Raw genomic sequence first — 18466 nt, 5'->3', positions numbered from 1 at the left:
AGGTAAGGTCTATCCGAAAAAAGGACCCATATCCGTTTGTCGATCGACCATTTTTAGTTTATAACCCAAGTGCTTTGGGATCAATCCCCGTGTCGCGAGCCGATGTCCGAAGTATGGCCATCATTTCAACGTAGCTAAACAACCGACCATCAATGTAATCCTGCTCGTGAGGGTCCGCAAACGTTTTCTTTTCTTCGAGATCCCGCACATTCGCATGAATGGTAATTAAAACGTCCTGAACGAACGCTTCTACTTGCTGGCTGTAGGCTGTCATTGTCGGCTCGTTGATTCGATTGCTGTTTTTCAGAGAAAACGGTTACGGCTTTGTTAGGCCTTCCCGACGGTCCAGTTCCCGAAGTACATCGACCATCGTTCGAAACCGGTTGGCATCGCCGATAAAACTCAGTCCAGACATGATGAGGGCAAACCCACCTGTGCTCACCCAAAACCAAGGGTCTTCATTGGCTTCCTTCATCTTTGATCCATGCAGTAATACGGCAAGGCCGCTGCCAAGCAACATCGCTCCTCCTCCCCCAAACCACCAGTATTTGGTCAACAGTTTCTTTTCTTCCGGCGTCTGCATACGTAATTGATCGTTATTTTGCGTTCATTTGGAAAAACCATATTTCCCGCTTTGAGTTTATAAAAAAACAGTATATTACTCACGCATCAGCGTCTTTCAGCAGGCAGAATCCCTGACTGTATCTAACCCATCGACACTCAACCCTTTACAAAATGCCCGTATTCACACTCGGAATAGAAGAAGAATTTCAAACCATAGATCCAGCAACCGGCGAGTTACGCTCGCACATGTCTAAAATCGTTGACGGCGGTCAAATTGTCCTTCAGGAGCGCGTAAAAGCCGAAATGCACCAGGCGGTAGTGGAAGTAGGCACCAACATTTGCAACGACATTCATGATGCGCGCCACGAAGTAAGCTACCTCCGCAAGATGATTATCGAACTGGCGGACAAGCAAAACCTAAAAATCGCGGCTGCCGGGACGCACCCGTTTTCGGACTGGCAGGACCAGCTGATTACCCCCAACGAACGCTACGACCGGCTCATCGATGAGTTGCGCGATGTGGCCCGCTCCAACCTGATATTTGGCCTGCACGTGCACGTGGGTATCGAAAATCGGAACGAAGGGGTTCAGATCATGAATGCGGTGCGGTATTTTCTGCCCCACGTGTACGCCATTTCGACCAACTCACCGTTCTGGCGGGGTCGCAATACGGGGTTTAAGTCGTACCGGTCTAAAGTGTTCGACAAGTTTCCCCGAACGGGTATCCCTGATTATTTTGCCTCGGCGGCTGAATACGATGAGTACATCAACCTGCTCGTCAAAACCAACTGCATCGACAACGGCAAAAAAATCTGGTGGGACATCCGGCTGCATCCGTTTTTCAACACCATTGAGTTTCGCATCTGCGACGTACCCATGCGCGTTGACGAAACGATTTGCCTGGCCGCCATTATGCAGGCGCTGGTGGCAAAAATTTATAAACTGCACAAACAGAATTTAAATTTTCGCCCGTACCGCCGAATCCTGATCAACGAAAACAAATGGCGGGCCGCTCGCTACGGCATTGAAGGAAAGCTCATTGATTTTGGCAAACAGGAAGAAGTTCCTACGCACCAGTTGATTCACGAACTGCTCAATTTTATCGACGATGTCGTGGATGATCTGGGTAGTCGAGCCGAATGCGAGTACGTGCTCAAGATACTGGAAATGGGAACGGGGGCCGACCGGCAACTGGCCGTTTTTCAGCAACATAACGACCTCAAGCGCGTAGTCGATTACATCGTTGAGGAAACTTCTTTCGGCATTAGCTAGTTTTTATGAGACGGTCTAATTCGATTACTTTACCGTAACATGACACTATGAGCTTAGTAAAAATTGCCGTTCTGGACATGAATAACAACCACGCCAACGAAGGCATGCGTTGTATTTTACAGCTGATTCGAAGCGTCCAGGGCAACGATCACGCCGAATTGGCTTTCAATGTATTCAATGTTCGGGCCAACAACGAAATTCCGGGTCTTGACTACGATGTTTATATTTCGTCGGGTGGTCCTGGTAGTCCGCTGGCGTCGGAAGAATCCTGGGAAGAACCTTATTTTGCGTTGATTGATCAGCTTTTTAACTGGAATCGTCAGAACGACCGCAAGAAGTTTGTCTTTCTGATCTGCCACTCCTTTCAGCTGACGATCCGGCATCTGGAGCTGGGTCTCCTCAGCAAGCGCAAATCAACTTCGTTCGGCATTTTTCCGGTTCACAAGACCGATGGCGGCTGTTCGGACGACTTGTTTCAGGGATTGGCCGATCCGTTCTACGCCGTAGACTCGCGGGACTACCAGATTACGGAGCCCAACCTGGAGCGGATTAATGAACTGGGAGCTTCTATCCTGTGTCTGGAAAAAATTCGTCCCCACGTACCGCTCGACCGGGCTGTTATGGCCATGCGCTTTTCGCCCGAAATCATCGGTACGCAGTTCCACCCCGAAGCCGACAACGAAGGGATGCTGCGGTATTTCCTGACCGACGAAAAACGCAATCAGATCGTTACCAACTTCGGCCAGGAAAAGTACGACGAGATGGTTGCTTACTTGCAGGACCCCGACAAGATCGCGTTGACCGAATCGGTTATTTTACCCGGCTTTTTGCGGCAGGCTATTGCTACGTTCGCTTCTTCCGATCAATTTATCGAACAGAATTAATTTTTCGACAGGATGAACAAGATGCACAGGATTTTATTTGATACCTATACCGAGAATTCTGTACATCCTTACCCCTGTCGTTGAGAAAACCATGATTCAGACCGTTCGTCAAGCCTATAACCAAGCCTTTAGCCCGGAACATTACCGGGCTTTTTTGGACAAGATCGACGCCGATCTTCCCGGCCAGTTGGAGTTTCGCGTCGCCGAAACGCCCGTTTTTGTCCCTACCGTTCTTACGAATAAACTCCTGGCGGCCTGCGACACAATTGTTGATGTAATCACGCGCGACGATTTTAAACAATTGACCGAGGACGCAATTCCCGCTGGACAACGGGTTCCGAATGAAGATGCGCACACCCAATTTCTGGCGGTTGACTTTGCTGTCTGTAAGGACGAGCACGGCGAACTGACCCCGCAGCTTATCGAGTTACAGGGTTTTCCGTCGCTCTACACCTTCCAGCCGTACCTGGCCGATCAGTTCCGTTCTTTTTATCCGATTCCCGATCAGTTGTCGCACCTCTTTACGGTCTCTACCAATGATGCGTATCTGGATCGGCTCCGGCAAATGATCGTGGGCGACTGTAATCCGGAGGAAGTTATCCTGCTGGAGATCTACCCGGAAAAGCAAAAAACCCGCATTGACTTTGCCCTGACGCAACGAATGCTTGGCGTAGCGCCCGTGTGCCTGACAAAGATTCAGAAGGACGGACGGCAGCTTTTTTACGAAAAGGACGGTCGTCGGATTCGGATCAAGCGTATTTATAACCGACTGATTTTCGATGACTTACGAAACTACCCGGATCTCCAAACGGACTTTACACTGACCGACGACGTTGATGTCGACTGGGTGGGGCATCCAAACTGGTTTTTCCGCATCAGCAAGTACACGTTACCCCTAATCGAAAGTCCCTACGTACCAGCTAGTTATTTTTTATCCGATCTGACCGACTATCCAGCCGATCTGGAAAATTACGTGCTAAAACCTTTGTTTTCTTTCGCGGGGAGCGGGGTCAGGCTCACGTTTACGGCGGCTGACCTTGACGCTATTCCAACCGAACAGCGAAATGGGTATCTGCTGCAACGTAAAGTGAAATACGAACCCGTCATTCAATCGCCCGACGGATTGGTTAAGGCTGAAATTCGGTTGCTGTTTATCTGGCCAAAGGAAGACGCCCGGCCTACACTATTAACCAACTTAAGCCGCCTGAGCCGGGGTGAAATGATTGGCGTAGATTTCAATAAGAACAAGGATTGGGTCGGCGGAACGGTGTGCTTTTTCGAGAAATAACCGGTTCGTACTCATTAAAGAAGTCCGTCTAAACTTACTAGTAAGTTTAGACGGACTTCTTTAATGAGGTATTCGTATGAGCTATTTCGTCTTCCCACCGAGCAGCAGATTGTAGCCGATGTACGGGATAACGCGTACATTTTTTCCGTCCCAGGAGTAGTTATTGCGGTAGATCAGGCTGTAAGCGCCCAGGTCGAACGAGTGACGCCGACGGTCGAGCCGCAGGGCAAACGACAGAGTAGCCCGTTCGCCGGTGTCATCATAGAAATAATAACGCTGCCCCAGATTAATTCGGTTATCACTGAGTAGAGTCAGGTTGGGCAGTACTTTCTGCACCAGTCCCAGCGTCAGGAATGACTGATCCGGAATACGTTCGAGCGTATAAGGCGTCGGATACATTGATGACCAATACTGGTATACCGGTTGTTTGCCGCGATTGATCAGACCATAACCCAGCGTAACATTTCGCTGGCTGGTGCCGATAGAGGCCAGTGCCTGAAAGGTCCATGCTCGTTTGGAGTAGGAATACCGATAGGTGTTTGGTTGGTACGACACATTGAGCCCCACCCTGAACTTTCGACCGATCGACGCGCTTAGTTTCGACTTTAGTTGGAAACTGTTATTTAACACACTACCCGATCCGTAATACGCATCGTAGGCTGACCGATAAAGCCACGGGATAGGCGTAGCAACCCCAACACCAACACTCCAGTTGCGGGTAATTCCGTACTGAAATTCGTTGAGCAGCACCCACTTATTACGATAGTAGAACTGCCCTTTCTTAGGATTGTAGGCCGTTTGTCCGATCAGCAGCCAGGGCGAAAACTGGTTTGAAAACGTGCGTCCCGAATCAGCGCCCGGAACGGTATCAACCACCGTTGAATCAACGCGGTGGAGCAGCTCCGGCTCAAAATAAGTGAGCTGCCCATTGCGCTTCCGAACGGTAATCATGGTGCTATCGCGCCGGACAAACCGTCCTTCCAGGCGTGTACTATCCTTAAGGTAAAAAACAGAATACGAGGGAGCGCTGGTCGTCGGACGCGGTCGGATGGGCATAATCCCAATGAGCTGGTCGGTTTCAACAAAGGTCATGTCCCCGCCTGCTTTTTTGACCGTTATCAGCGAACTGTCCTGACGAACAATCTGCCCGCGTACCACCGAGCCATCGCGCATCAGCAAAAACGATTGCTTACGCGCCAAATCCTCTGGTGTTACCCGAACGGCTTGCCCCCACAGGACGACCGGGTAAAGTACGAGTAAAAGAAGAACTGTTTTCATGGTTGCGGGTGTTAGGATACAAAGACGACAAAGTTGATGATTGGCATGAAAACGGTTACGCACCGGCAGTTATTTTTTCAGCACGTAGCACAGACCTCTGATTTCCCGTTAGGGTTGGAAATCGATCGATCAGAAGGCGTATTTATTTATTCAACGGATGGTAAGCCATTCATGGATCTGATTTCGGGGATTGGCGTGAGTAACGTCGGCCACCGGCATCCGCGCGTGCTGGAAGCCATTCAGCAGCAGCTCGACAAATACCTGCACCTGATGGTTTACGGCGAGTATGTTCAGACACCGCAAACCCAACTGGCTCATGCACTGGCCCAAACGTTACCGGTGGGGCTTGACACGGTGTACTTTACCAACTCGGGAACCGAAGCCGTAGAAGGGGCGATGAAAGTAGCGAAACGCTATACCAACCGGACCGAAATCATCAGCTGCTTCAACGCGTACCACGGCTCGACGCAAGGGGCACTTTCACTCTCGGGCGACGAAAATTTCAAGCGTAACTACCGCCCTCTCCTACCCGACGTCCGGCATATCCGGCCTGGTAACTGGGATGATATTGAGAAGATTACGACGCGTACTGCCGCTGTAGTCATCGAAGTAATCGGGGGTGAAGCGGGCGTCCGTATTCCACCAGCCGGTTATTTACAAGCGGTCCGTCAGCGTTGTACGGAGGTGGGCGCTCTGCTGGTTTTTGACGAAATTCAAACGGGATTTGGCCGTACGGGAACGTTCTGGGCGTTTGAAGGCGTGGCCGTTACGCCGGACATTTTACTGTGCGCGAAGGGAATGGGCGGAGGAATGCCGATTGGCGCGTTTATCAGTTCGGCTGAGATTATGAGCGTCTTCAAAAATAACCCGATTCTGGGCCACATTACCACCTTCGGCGGTCATCCGGTTTCGTGCGCGGCTTCGCTGGCCACGCTTCAGGTCATCCGGGAGGAAGGTCTTTACGAAGCTGCCGAAGCCAAAGGGCAACTTTTCAAGCAATTGCTAACCCATCCAGCCATTCGGGAAGTGCGCGGAAAAGGGTTGATGCTGGCGGTTGAGTTCGACTCCTTTCCTATTCTGAAATCCGTTATCGACCGGGCCATTGCGGGCAACGGGACAAGCTTAGGCATCATTACGGACTGGTTTCTATTCTGCGATAACTCCATGCGCATTGCGCCACCACTCGTTATTACGGAAGAGCAGATTCGGGAAGCCTGTTCGATCATTCTACAAGCAATTGACGCCTGAGCGTCACGGGAATACGACCGACAAGGTTCCGACAATCAGCGCGAGGCTAAAAATAATCAGCAAACCGATCAGCACTGTTTTCAGTAAACCTCCTGGTTGTTTGGTCGATTGATTGTCCATAGGCATGCGCAAGTACGTTCGGATTTTACACAAATATGCATAAAGAATTGTATAATTTCATTGCGGGTAGTTGGTTATTGCCGGAGTACTCCACAGCACATGCTGTCAAAAGCAGCCCTAAAGGGGAATATTGCCGTGCTTTTTCTTCGGCATACTAGCCACCTTATTTTCCAACATACCAAAGGCACGAATGAGCTTATGCCGAGTCTGGTCGGGCATGATTACTTCGTCGATATAGCCCCGGTTCGCGGCCCGGTACGGATTGGCAAACTTCTCGGTATACTCCTGTACTTTCTCCTGCAACTTGGCCTGCGGGTCGTCGGCTTCCGCAATTTCGCGTTTAAAAATAATTTCGGCGGCCCCGCTGGCTCCCATCACCGCAATCTCGGCAGACGGCCACGCGTAGTTCAGATCAGCCCCGATATGCTTCGAATTCATCACATCGTAAGCTCCTCCGTATGCTTTTCGCGTGATAACCGTCACGCGGGGAACCGTGGCTTCGCAAAAGGCGTACAGCAGCTTGGCTCCGTTCGTGATGATACCATTCCACTCCTGATCGGTTCCCGGCAGAAAACCCGGCACATCTTCCAGGACCAGCAAGGGAATGTTGAAGCAATCGCAGAAACGGACAAAACGGGCGGCTTTGGTGCTCGCGTTAATGTCCAGAACGCCGGCTAATACGGCGGGCTGGTTGCCAACCACGCCGATGCTGCGCCCACCAATCCGGGCAAAGCCAACCACAATGTTTTCGGCAAAATTCCGGTGTACTTCCATAAACGTACCCGCATCCACCAGTTCCTCAATGACTTCGCGCATGTCATAAGGCTGGTTTGGATTGTCGGGAATGATGCTATTAAGCGCCAGTCGGGTTTCGTCCTGCGCGTCGTACGGCAGCAGCGCGGGCTCGTCCTCACAGTTCTGGGGAATATAGCTCAGCAGCCGCTTGAGGTGCTGGATGCACGCCAGTTCGTTTTCGCAGGCGAAATGCGTCACCCCCGACTTTGTACTGTGCGTGCTGGCTCCGCCCAATTCTTCCGCCGTAACGGTTTCATGCGTAACCGTTTTGACTACGTTCGGCCCCGTCACGAACATGTAGCTCGTATGTTCGACCATGAAAATAAAATCGGTAATGGCCGGGCTGTAGACCGCTCCGCCCGCGCAGGGACCCATCACCGCCGATAATTGCGGAATTACGCCCGACGCCTTCGTATTTCGGTAGAAAATATCAGCATAACCCGCCAGTGACAATACCCCTTCCTGAATCCGGGCCCCACCCGAATCGTTCAGCCCAATGATTGGCGCGCCATTTTGCATAGCCAGATCCATCAGCTTGCAGATTTTCTCCGCGTGGGTTTCCGAAAGGGCACCACCAAACACGGTAAAATCCTGCGCAAACACGTACACCAGCCGTCCGTCTACAGTACCGTAACCCGTTACAACACCATCGCCCAAGTAATGCTCTTTGTCGAGTCCAAAATCGCGGGTACGGTGCATGACGAACTTCCCGATTTCCTCAAACGACCCTTCGTCAACGAGTAAACCGATTCGTTCGCGAGCCGTTAACTTGCCTTTGGCGTGCTGGTTGTCGATCCGCTTCTGACCGCCACCGAGTTCAGCTTCGGCGTTTTTTTGGGCCAGGACAGCCGTTTTGGATGGTTTGACAGTTGGTGACAAATCGGTTTCGGGCTGAATTTCCGGTTGCATGAGGTAGAGTTTAGCGAAAGCGCGTTAGGCAAAGTTAATTGTTCTACCCAATTCTACCGATTTTGTTCCATTTTCTCTTGATCAAAGCTAACATCGTAATGACAGAGCTAACGGACAAAGAAAGCGGGTCGTATCGGCGGGCAGGAGGTTTCCCTTTCTGCTGTTGAGCTTTCCCGCTTTTTCACCGACATTTGCCCCAGACTTTTTGTTTCTGATACGTGCTAAAACCGCTACTGAGCCTGCTTCTTGGGCTACTCTTCTGCCACATGGCCGAGGCTCAACCGCTCGGTGGCCAGCGTATCTTTCCGTTTCTGGATTTGCCAACCCATGCGCGCGTTGCCGCCCTGGGTGGACAGCTGGCTTCGGCAACACAACCCGATGGCTCCTATCATCTTAACAATCCCGCCCTAGCCGATTCGGTTCGGGATAATGAGCTGTCCATTAGCCTGATGCCTTATCTGGCCGCGGCTAAATATTACACGTTGCAATACGGTTTACCCATTCAGGCCAATGATCCCAACCGTCGGGCGCGGTGGGCCGCAGGCTTGCAGTATCTTACCTATGGCGAGTTTACATTAACTGACCCGGCAGGCAATTCGCTCGGCACCTTCTCCGCCAATGACTACGCCCTAAGCCTGTCCCATGCCCGTACCGAAGGTAACTTTACGCTTGGCGCTACCCTTAAAGCGGTTGGGTCGAGCATCGAAACGTACTCAGCATTTGGTGTACTGGCCGATTTGGGGGGCATCTGGAGGCATCCGAAACAGAACTTAACGTTTGGTCTGGTGGCCAAAAATGTGGGTTACCTGCTTAAAAACTACGGCCCAGCCGACGCTGATTTACCGTTTGACCTGCAAGCGGGCGTAACCGTAAAGCCGAAACACGCCCCTGTACGCCTGACCTTGACGGCGCATCACCTGCAACGCTTCGACATCAGCTACAACGACCCGAGCCTAAACGTTCGGTACGATTTGAACGGCAACATCATTTCGCAGCCGACCAGCGTGACCGAAAAAATAGCGCGCCATCTGATCGTCAGCGCCGAACTGTTGCTTAGCCGGCATGTTCATTTGCTGGTAGGCTATAATCACCAGAAACGTCAGGAAGGAAAGTTGACAACTGGTGGCGGTGGAGCCGGCATTTCGTTCGGAGCCTCGGTACAGGCGCGGGGGTTTCAACTGACGTACGGCCGCTTCTCGTCGGTACCGACCGCCGGAACCAGTCAGCTGTCGTTGCGTGTTGACCTGAATCGATTGATGAACTAAAAAGCGGGCGGCACCCGCCTTTCGGCAACAGGCCCGCAGCATAGCAAACAACTCCTTTAACGACGAAGCGATGGAACTAGGTATCAGTAGTTTTGGCGAGGTCATTCCCGATCAGGTAGCGGGCAGGGCCCTCAACGCCCACACGCGCATGCAGCAGTTGCTGGAAGAAATAAAACTGGCCGATCAGGTGGGTCTGGATGTTTTTGCCCTGGGCGAACACCACCGGCCTGATTTCATTATCTCCGCTCCCGAAGTGATTCTAGCCGCTGCGGCTACCCAGACAAAGACCATTCGGTTGTCGAGCGCCGTAACGGTTTTGAGTTCGGCCGATCCGGTGCGGGTGTACCAGAATTTTGCCTCGCTGGATCTTATTTCGAACGGGCGGGCCGAAATCATGGCCGGACGGGGTTCGTTTATCGAGTCGTTTCCCCTATTCGGTTATGACTTGAACGATTATGATGACCTATTCACCGAAAAGCTGGAGTTGTTGATGGCCATCAACCAGCAGGAAGTGGTTAGCTGGCAGGGCCACTTCCGTCCATCTATTCCGAACGTAGGTGTGTATCCTCGCCCCTACCAACCAACGCTTCCGATCTGGCTGGCCGTTGGGGGTACGCCCGCTTCGGCGGTTCGGGCGGGCAGTATGAACCTGCCGATGACGCTGGCAATGCTGGGTGGCACGCCCGACCGGTTTGTGCCCCTGGTGAACATGTACCGGCAGGCGGCCCGGAAAGCGGGACACGACCAGATCCCGCTCGCCGTCAATTCCCACTTTTACGTGGCGGATAACTCGCAACAGGCAGCCAACGATTTTTACCCGTTCTACGCGGTGCTGATGAATCGGATTGGTCGGGAGCGCGGCTGGCCCCCGCTCGGTCGCGAACAGTACGAATACCTGCGGCAGCACGGTCCTTTGCTGGTGGGTAGTCCGCAGCAGGTCATCGACAAGCTACTGACGTTCCATGAGCTGTTTCAGAATACGCGCTACCTGGCCCAACTCATTGGTGGACAGTCGGCCGACCATCCGAAACTGCTACGGGCTATTGAATTATTTGGCACCCAGGTAGCCCCCGTGATTCGAAAAGAACTCGCTGCTACACAACAGGCAATTTAATCCATAGCCCAAAGCCCGTAGGCGTACGAAGTGCATTTTTTACGCCTTGTGGAGACATTTTTCTAATTCCTGCGTTTCCTTACTAGGCAGCGCGTATCATACGCTTCTTTTTTTTCGATGACCGAATTACTCAAAGACCTTACCCCTCGGCAAATCGTTGCTGAGTTAGATCAGTACATTATTGGCCAGAACGATGCGAAACGCAACGTAGCCATTGCGCTGCGTAACCGCTGGCGTCGGATGAACAGTGCTGCGGACATGCAGCACGAAATTACGCCGAACAATATTCTAATGATTGGCGCAACGGGTGTCGGCAAGACCGAAATTGCCCGTCGGCTCGCTAAAATAGCCGATGCGCCCTTTATAAAAGTTGAAGCGTCGAAATTCACCGAAGTAGGTTACGTCGGGCGCGATGTGGAAAGCATGGTGCGCGATCTAGTCGAACAGGCCGTCAACATGGTGCGGTCCGCGAAAAAGGAAGCCGTCAAGGTGCGGGCTCAGCAACTCGTCGAAGACGCTATCCTGGATATCCTGATCCCGCCCGTCAAACCTGCTGGCAACACTAATCAGCTCGGTTTTGAGAATCAGCCGAAAGACGCCGATGCGGAACTCAACGAACGAACTCGTGAACGCTTTCGGGACAAAATCCGCTCGGGTGAGATGGACGACCGTAAAATTGAGATCGACGTTCAGCAATCCCAAGCGCCTAACATCGGTATTATGGGCGGTGCCGTGGATGATCTTTCCATGATGAACATTCAGGAAATGATCGGTGGCATGATGCCTAAACGGGGCAAAAAACGCAAGGTGACCATTGCCGAAGCCCGGACAATTTTGCTCGAAGAAGAAGCCGCCAAGCTGATCGATATGGATGAAGTGAAAGAAGAAGCCATCCGAAAAGCCGAAGATGCAGGAATTATTTTCATCGACGAAATCGACAAAGTAGCCTCGGCCCGGTCGGGTAACGGCGGTGGCGGACCGGACGTCAGCCGGGAAGGTGTACAGCGTGATTTGCTTCCCATTGTGGAAGGCAGCGCGGTCAATACCAAGCACGGTGTCGTTCATACCGACCATATTTTGTTTATTGCCGCCGGTGCTTTCCACGTCGCCAAACCCAGCGATCTGATTCCTGAGTTACAAGGGCGTTTCCCGATTCGGGTGGAGTTGCAGAGCTTGTCGGAGGACGATTTTTACCAGATCCTCAAAGAACCGAAAAACGCGCTGACGAAGCAATACGAAGCCATGTTAGCCGCCGAACAGGTAGAACTTACCTTTCAGGATGATGCCCTTCGCGAACTGGCCCGGATTGCCTTCGAGGTTAACGCGGAAGTCGAAAACATCGGGGCTCGCCGGTTGCAAACGGTACTGAGTCATCTGATGAATGACTTTATGTTCGACATTCCCGACGCGATTGGGGCCAATGCGCACGTCGTAGTGACGAAAGAATTAGTGGGTGAAAAACTGAACGGTCTGGTCAAAAACCGGGATTTGAGTCAGTTTATTTTGTAGTTGATCTGCCTGGTTGTCGCGTAGACGAATCTTATTTTACCCACGCGACAACCAGGCGGGTTAGTTTTTCAATGGCCCGGTCGGTATCAGCTCGCTTCCGGTCAGGTGGCTCGAAGCGGTTAAACGGACGGAGTTCCAGCACAAACGTTTCGTCAACGGCCTCATCATCAATTGGCGTATACACTTTATAGCCGACTACCTGAACGGGCAGTACACCATGCTGCCCTTTAAAGCGGGTTAACAAATACGTCAGCAATCCTTCGATTTCTTTTTCGGTAACTCCTTCGGCAGGCACAAACCGAACGTCGGCGCGGTTTCGATCAACAAGCGTCTGTTCCTCGGCGCTATAATGCCCCTCACAGCTCGAAAACGTCCGGACCAGACCGGTGGCGTTCAAGGCGTCAATCAACGGTCGAATCTGCGGTTCAATCTCTTCCATCATGGCTCTCCGTCCACCAAGGCCATTTCATCGGCATCGTTCATCCGGTGCGTTTCGGGCGGTTGCCGCTGGCGCCACTTCCAGCTTAAGTAAAGCACAGCAACTATAGCCAATACGCCGGACAGGATAAACGACGCATCAATCCCGGCCTCACCCGCAAAGTGATTCAGCAGCCAGCCCGATGCCACCGCGCCCAAGCCAATTCCGGCTTCCAGGGCTATGTACATCGTCGCCATGGCGCGCCCTCGCGTTGCTTCGTCGCTCAGATCTGCCGTCCAGGCCTGAATGGTGGGTGAATTCATGCCCCACGACATTCCATACACAATGGCCGCACTCCAGAACCACAAGTACGCGTTCGGATCAGCCGGGTCGGTAACCGTCAACAAAACCATCGAGATAGCTAGTGCCGTGGAGGATACCAGCAGCACAGGCACCCGTCCGTACCGATCCGATGCTTTGCTGAACAGTAGGCGAACGGCCAGCGACGCCACGGTATATACGCTGAAAAACAACCCTTTATTGGCAATACCAAGCGACATACTCACCGTAGCGATCACGGTCAGGACGACGCCGGACGAAAACGCCTGGAGCAGTTGAACCGTGAACGGCGGAATGGCCTGTTTATCGAAAATTTCGTCTTTTTTTAACCGCAACAGACTGAACCGGAACGGTTGCCGGTTAACCAGCGTTTCGGGCATCCGCAGCAGGATACCGATGGACAGCAAGGCAAATACCGACGATGTCCAGAACATCACGTTCATGGAATAATCATCCGCCAGCCAGCTCCCGATGGCCGGTCCGAGCGACATGCCCATAGCCGTAAATAAACCCAGCGTTCCCATTGCCTCACCCCGACGATTGGCCGGAACCACATCTGCTACGTAGGCAGCGGTGGCTGTCGGTTTGGTGCCAGTCGAGAAACCGTGGATGAGCCGCAGGGTCAGAAACCCCCAGACCGTCAGCAGGTACGGATACAGAAAACCACACACAAAACACACAATCGACCCAAACGCCATGACGGGAACGCGCCCGACGGTATCGGTAATCTTACCGCTGAAAGGCCGGGAGACACCCGCTGTAAGCGTGAAAAGCGCAATGATTAGCCCGACATATTCCCGCCCGCCCAACTTTGTCAGGTAAGCCGGCAATTCCGGAATCATCATTTGAAAACTGGCCGAAAACAAAAAATTACTGAGGCACAGCAGCCAGAACGAAAACGTGTACAACGACGGGCCACGTACGGTTTGTGCCCCTGACAATGAATGCGTGATTGACAAGTTGATCTATTGAAGGTTCCGGCTGCAAAGGTAGGCCGTTCTCCCCAATCATTGAGCCCGAACAATAAACTGTATTGCTCTGTGGTAACGCCCAAACGCACTATCGGGGTGGTATGTCGGGGTGGTGTCAGGTTTGAGAACCTGACACCACCCCGACAGCAAAATACCTAAACTGTTTTGTTTGAGGCCAGAGCCGCTTTTTTCTCTTTGCGCCAGGCCCGGCCTTTGTGGATCAGTTCGTACGTAACGGGTAAGATCAACAGGGACAGAACGGTACAGGTCATTAGGCCACCGATCATGACGATTGCCAGCGGTTTCTGCGTTTCGGACCCGATTCCCGTACTAAGAGCCGCGGGTAATAAGCCCAGCGAAGCCATCAACGCCGTCATAACCACGGGTCGTACCCGCGTCTGCGCCCCCTCCCGCACGGCCTGTACCAACGGCAACTTATTGTGCAGATTTTCCTTGAAGCGGTTGATCAGAATCACGCCATCCTGCACTGAAACACCGAACAGGCAAATGAAACCAACCCCCGCCGAAATACTAAAGTTGATACCCGTCAGCCAGAGTGCCAGGATACCGCCAATCAGGGCAAAGGGTACGTTCAGGATAATCAGTGCCGCGTCCAGGGCGCTACCAAACGTAAAGAGCAGGATCAGGAAGATAATCGTGATACTGATGGGTACCACAATCGACAATTGCCGCTCGGCCCGCGTCTGATTCTCGAATTCACCCGCCCAGCGCATCTGGAAACCTTCGGGCAGTTTGACCTGCTGACCAACTTTCTGCTGTGCTTCGGCAATGGTGCTTCCCAAATCGCGGCCCCGTACCGAAAACTTGATGGCAATAAAGCGGGCGTTGTTTTCCCGGTAGATAAACGCCGGTCCCGAACGGGTACCGATGTCAGCTAGCTCCTTCAGTGGAATTTTACTACCCGAACGCGTAGGCACCAGCAAGTTTTCGATTAGCTCGGGTGAGTACCGAAACCGCTCGTCATAGCGCACTTTAACGTCGAACCGGCGCTCCCCTTCGTAATACTGCGTCACGGTTTTACCACCAATGGCCGTTTCGATAACCGACTGGGCGACGTCGGTGGGTACGTTATACAACGCCATTTTCTGCTGGTCGAGCTGGATTCTAAATTCAGGCTGGCCCAGGTTCCTGAACACACCCAGATCGCTCACGCCCGGAATCGTCCGCATCACGTTGAACACGCGCGTAGCTTCCTGATCAAGTACGTTCAGGTCCTGCCCAACGATTTTAATCGCCATCGATCCTTTCACCCCCGAAACCGCTTCTTCGACGTTATCCGATATCGGTTGGGAAAAGTTAAAGGACACACCCCGGAAACGCGCTAATTTCTGCTGCATTTCTGCAATCAGTTCATCCTTCGTTATATCGCGCTTCCACTCCTCTTTGGGGTACAGGTCAACAAAGAATTCGTTGTTAAAAAAGCCCGTTGGGTCGGTTCCGTCGTTAGGTCGCCCGGTTTGTGAGATCACACCCCGCACTTCGGGAAACTCGTCAAACACCGCCCGGAATTTGCGGGTATACGCGTAGCTTTCGTCCAGCGAAACAGAATAAGGCAAGCTGGCCCGCACGTAGATCGAGCCTTCGTTGAGCTGCGGCAAAAACTCGGAACCAATGTGAAACAGAAACAAATAGATCGCAAAAGCCAGTCCACCCAGCGCAATACCGATGATGGTACGTGGTTTGCGAATGGCCCAGGCCAGCGCGGGAATGTAGCCTTTTTCGAGTCCTTCCACAACCGGGTTATGTCGCTCCCGCACGTTTTTCTTCAGCAGGATGCTACACAGCAACGGAATCAACGTAAGACTCACAATAAGCGAACCAAGCAACGCAAAACCGATGGTCCAGGCCAGCGGACTAAACAACTTACCTTCGACTTTCTGGAAGCTGAAGATCGGCAACAGGGCCGTAATGATAATGAGCTTGGAGGTAAAGATCGACTTACCCAACTCCGTAGCCGTACTCGTGATCCAACTCAGTTTGGCGCGCCCGTTAAATTTGGTCATTCCCAGCTTCTCGGCCCGCACGGCCAGCATCACGAACAAGCCCTCGACCATCACGACGGCGCCATCGATGATGATACCGAAGTCAAGCGCTCCGATACTCAGCAGGTTAGCGGTCATACCGCGCAGCCGCAGGCAGATAAAGGCAAACAGCAACGCCAGCGGAATAACAATGGCTACTGTTACGGTGGTGCGCCAGTCGGCCAGGAATACGAGAAGAATAACCGTTACCAGGAAGATACCCATGCCCACGTTTTCGCCCACCGTATGCAAGGTGTAGTTGTTCAGCGTGGTGCGGTCGTAGAACGTTTTAATTTTTACGTCTTTGGGTAAGATCTGGTTGTTCAGCTCATCGATCTTGGCTTTAAGGGCCGGGATAACGTCGTTTGGATTTTCGCCTTTCCGCATAACCACGATACATTCAACGACATCGTCCTGCTTGTCGCGCCCGACAATACCCAGCCGGGGCTGAAACGATTCACGAACCGTTGCTACGTCACGCACCCGAACCGGAGCGCCGTTTACGTTGTCGATAATGATACCGGCTACGTCCTCGGGTTTGGTAAGCAAACCGATGCCACGCACCACCAGCGACTGGTTGCCCTGCTTGATGACATCGCCCCCCACGTTGATGTTGCTTTGCTGAATAGCCTGATCAACGTCCAGCGCGGTAAAACCGTAATTGGCCAGTAGCGTTGGATTCAGACTCACCTCGATGGTTTTTACTTTACCACCGAAACTAACGACATCCGCAATGCCGGGCACACTTTTGATTTGACGCTCGATCACCCAGTCCTGAAGCGTTTTTAGCTCGGTGATGTCTTTGGTTTTGCTTTCGAGCGTGAAGCGGTAGATTTCACCGGTTGGCCCGTAGGGTGGTTCAACTTCAGCCGTAACGCCATCGGGCAGATCAACCCCGGCAATGCGGTTGGCGACGTTAGTCTGGGCCGTGAAGTTATCGACGCCATCCTCAAAGATCATCGTCACCACCGACAGGCCAAAAAGGGACACGGACCGCAGCGTGCTTTTGCGCGGAACGGAGTTCAGTTCGGTTTCGAGGGGTAAGGTCACAAACCGTTCTACCTCTTCCGCCGAACGACCCGGCCATTGCGTAATAACGATAACGTTCGTATTGGTAACGTCCGGAAACGTTTCAACGGGTGTATTCAGAAAACTAACCACCCCGGCCACTACGATCAGGCCGATGGTAAAAAATATGGTGAGCCGGTTGGTCAGGGCAAAGCTGATCAGGCTACGAATGAACTTGTTCATGGAAACAATTGAGTGAATGAGTACCTGGGCGATTGAGCGCGGTCACAATTGCTACGTTTGCAACCGCCTGCAACAACCCGTTTCCTCGAAACCTAATCGGTCAAATCGTTGTACAGCAGCAAGCTACCTTCGGTCACCACCGTATCGCCGGGCTTCAGGTTCCCGCCCTCCACGAAGGCGTAGCGGGTCGTATTTTTTACCACTTTAACCTCCCGGACTTCGTACTTGTCCCGGCCCGTCTGCACGATTACGTAATAATGGTCCCGGTCGAATACGACGGCTTTCTGCGCTACGGCCAGCGCCTGATCCGTTCCCGCCACCCCTGTATTGGGCAGATGCACGTGAATAGTGGCAAACATATCGGGCTTGAGCAAACCGTCCTTGTTGTCCAGTACGATCCGCACCTTCAGCACCCGCGCCTGTTCGTCCAGTACGCTGCTGACGTTGCTGATTATACCCTTGAAGGTTTTGTCGGGATAAGCCAGTACCTGAATATCGACGGCCTGGTTTTGTTTGATTTCGGGAATGTCCTGCTCATAGACGTTGGCAAGCACCCATATCTTTTGCAGACTCGAAATGGTATAGAGCGGGTCCTGATTATCAGATCGTAAGTCCTGCCCTGTGTTTACATTTTTCTCAACAATATAACCAGCAATGGGTGCTTTTACGGTAAAATAAGGCTGTCCTGTTCCAGCCGTACTTCCGCCGTAGACGCGCAGGATATTCGTTGATTTCCCTAATTCGTCCTGCGCCTTTTTCAAATTGCTTTGGGCGGTCAGGTAATCCGTTTGCGAAGCAAATCCGGCTTTGTACTGTGCCTCGACGTTTTTGAAGTTTTGCTTGGCAACGTCCAGATCCGACTTGTCGGCCTGGTAGTCGTTGGTATAATTCGAGATATCGCCCGACCGAATTAGGGCCAGGTCCTGACCTTTCTGTACGTAAGCGCCCAGCGAAGCCGTCGTTTTCTGAACGTTTCCACTCACCAGCGGGAAAACGCGCACGACATTATCCTGATCAAATGTCACCGTTCCGTTAAGAGTTAACTCAGCCTCGGGGCTCATGCGCCGAACAGAATCGGTCAGATAACTGCTGGTTGAATCGGCAGCCGAGGTCGGCACTTTTTCGTCTTCAGCATTTTTATGTCCACAAGCCGCCAGCAACAAACCGGTAGCCGCAATGCATAGCAAAGATTTCATACA

Annotated in this window: 15 protein-coding genes; 7 read left to right on the top strand and 8 right to left on the bottom strand. The window is 52.4% G+C overall.

Translation table 11 applies throughout. The features are described from left to right. Window positions 1–58 precede the first annotated feature (58 nt). Both LQ777_RS12450 and LQ777_RS12445 read right to left on the bottom strand, forming a co-directional pair. Window positions 59–274, bottom strand: a complete 216-nt coding sequence (locus tag LQ777_RS12450) for a hypothetical protein (RefSeq protein WP_232558251.1) — start codon at window positions 272–274, stop codon at window positions 59–61. A 42-nt stretch (window positions 275–316) separates the two neighbouring features. Continuing rightward, complete coding sequence (locus LQ777_RS12445) at window positions 317–583, bottom strand: hypothetical protein (protein ID WP_232558250.1); 267 nt, start codon at window positions 581–583, stop codon at window positions 317–319. Window positions 584–735: 152 nt separating this feature from the next. On the opposite strand from LQ777_RS12445, the gene LQ777_RS12440 reads away from it, so the two are divergent. The 3 genes from LQ777_RS12440 to LQ777_RS12430 all read left to right on the top strand — a co-directional run bounded on the left by LQ777_RS12440 (window position 736) and on the right by LQ777_RS12430 (window position 4008). Then, window positions 736–1836, top strand: coding sequence for a carboxylate-amine ligase (locus tag LQ777_RS12440; protein ID WP_232558249.1), 1101 nt, complete (start codon window positions 736–738; stop codon window positions 1834–1836). Between the two features lie 47 nt (window positions 1837–1883). After that, window positions 1884–2720, top strand: a complete 837-nt coding sequence (locus LQ777_RS12435; RefSeq protein WP_232558248.1) for a type 1 glutamine amidotransferase — start codon at window positions 1884–1886, stop codon at window positions 2718–2720. A gap of 91 nt (window positions 2721–2811) precedes the next feature. Then, window positions 2812–4008 (top strand): hypothetical protein, encoded by a 1197-nt coding sequence (locus LQ777_RS12430; RefSeq protein WP_232558247.1) that lies wholly within the window; start codon window positions 2812–2814, stop codon window positions 4006–4008. Window positions 4009–4089: 81 nt separating this feature from the next. Here the strand turns inward: LQ777_RS12430 and LQ777_RS12425 are convergent, their stop codons facing one another. Beyond that, complete coding sequence (locus LQ777_RS12425; protein ID WP_232558246.1) at window positions 4090–5286, bottom strand: hypothetical protein; 1197 nt, start codon at window positions 5284–5286, stop codon at window positions 4090–4092. Between the two features lie 45 nt (window positions 5287–5331). Here LQ777_RS12425 and LQ777_RS12420 point away from each other — a divergent pair, with 45 nt between their 5' ends. Continuing rightward, on the top strand, window positions 5332–6534 hold the full coding sequence (locus LQ777_RS12420; protein ID WP_232558245.1) for an aspartate aminotransferase family protein: 1203 nt from the start codon (window positions 5332–5334) through the stop codon (window positions 6532–6534). A gap of 237 nt (window positions 6535–6771) precedes the next feature. Here the strand turns inward: LQ777_RS12420 and LQ777_RS12415 are convergent, their stop codons facing one another. After that, a complete protein-coding gene (locus LQ777_RS12415) occupies window positions 6772–8358 on the bottom strand; it encodes an acyl-CoA carboxylase subunit beta (protein ID WP_232558244.1) in 1587 nt (528 codons plus the stop codon). Between the two features lie 218 nt (window positions 8359–8576). Here LQ777_RS12415 and porQ point away from each other — a divergent pair, with 218 nt between their 5' ends. The 3 genes from porQ (at window position 8577) to hslU (ending at window position 12246) form a co-directional block, all read left to right on the top strand. Then, window positions 8577–9623, top strand: a complete 1047-nt coding sequence (porQ, locus tag LQ777_RS12410) for a type IX secretion system protein PorQ (RefSeq protein WP_232558243.1) — start codon at window positions 8577–8579, stop codon at window positions 9621–9623. 70 nt (window positions 9624–9693) lie between these two features. Then, window positions 9694–10737: an LLM class flavin-dependent oxidoreductase gene (locus LQ777_RS12405; protein WP_232558242.1), complete on the top strand. Its 1044-nt coding sequence runs from the start codon at window positions 9694–9696 to the stop codon at window positions 10735–10737. Between the two features lie 117 nt (window positions 10738–10854). Next, a complete protein-coding gene (hslU, locus tag LQ777_RS12400; RefSeq protein WP_232558241.1) occupies window positions 10855–12246 on the top strand; it encodes an ATP-dependent protease ATPase subunit HslU in 1392 nt (463 codons plus the stop codon). Window positions 12247–12277: 31 nt separating this feature from the next. Here the strand turns inward: hslU and LQ777_RS12395 are convergent, their stop codons facing one another. From LQ777_RS12395 to LQ777_RS12380, 4 genes are all read right to left on the bottom strand, one after another. Next, window positions 12278–12688 carry a hypothetical protein gene (locus LQ777_RS12395; RefSeq protein ID WP_341871356.1) on the bottom strand — a complete coding sequence of 137 codons (411 nt, stop codon included), beginning with the start codon at window positions 12686–12688 and terminating at the stop codon, window positions 12278–12280. Continuing rightward, on the bottom strand, window positions 12685–13962 hold the full coding sequence (locus LQ777_RS12390) for an MFS transporter (RefSeq protein WP_232558240.1): 1278 nt from the start codon (window positions 13960–13962) through the stop codon (window positions 12685–12687). The genes LQ777_RS12395 and LQ777_RS12390 overlap by 4 nt, the downstream gene beginning before the upstream one ends. A gap of 167 nt (window positions 13963–14129) precedes the next feature. Then, complete coding sequence (locus LQ777_RS12385; protein ID WP_232558239.1) at window positions 14130–17267, bottom strand: efflux RND transporter permease subunit; 3138 nt, start codon at window positions 17265–17267, stop codon at window positions 14130–14132. Between the two features lie 92 nt (window positions 17268–17359). Next, a complete protein-coding gene (locus LQ777_RS12380; RefSeq protein WP_232558238.1) occupies window positions 17360–18463 on the bottom strand; it encodes an efflux RND transporter periplasmic adaptor subunit in 1104 nt (367 codons plus the stop codon). Between the last annotated feature and the right edge of the window lie 3 nt (window positions 18464–18466).

The organism is Spirosoma oryzicola (assembly GCF_021233055.1).
Taxonomy (GTDB): Bacteria; Bacteroidota; Bacteroidia; order Cytophagales; family Spirosomataceae; genus Spirosoma; species Spirosoma oryzicola.
This window is presented reverse-complemented; position numbering and strand designations above follow the sequence as displayed.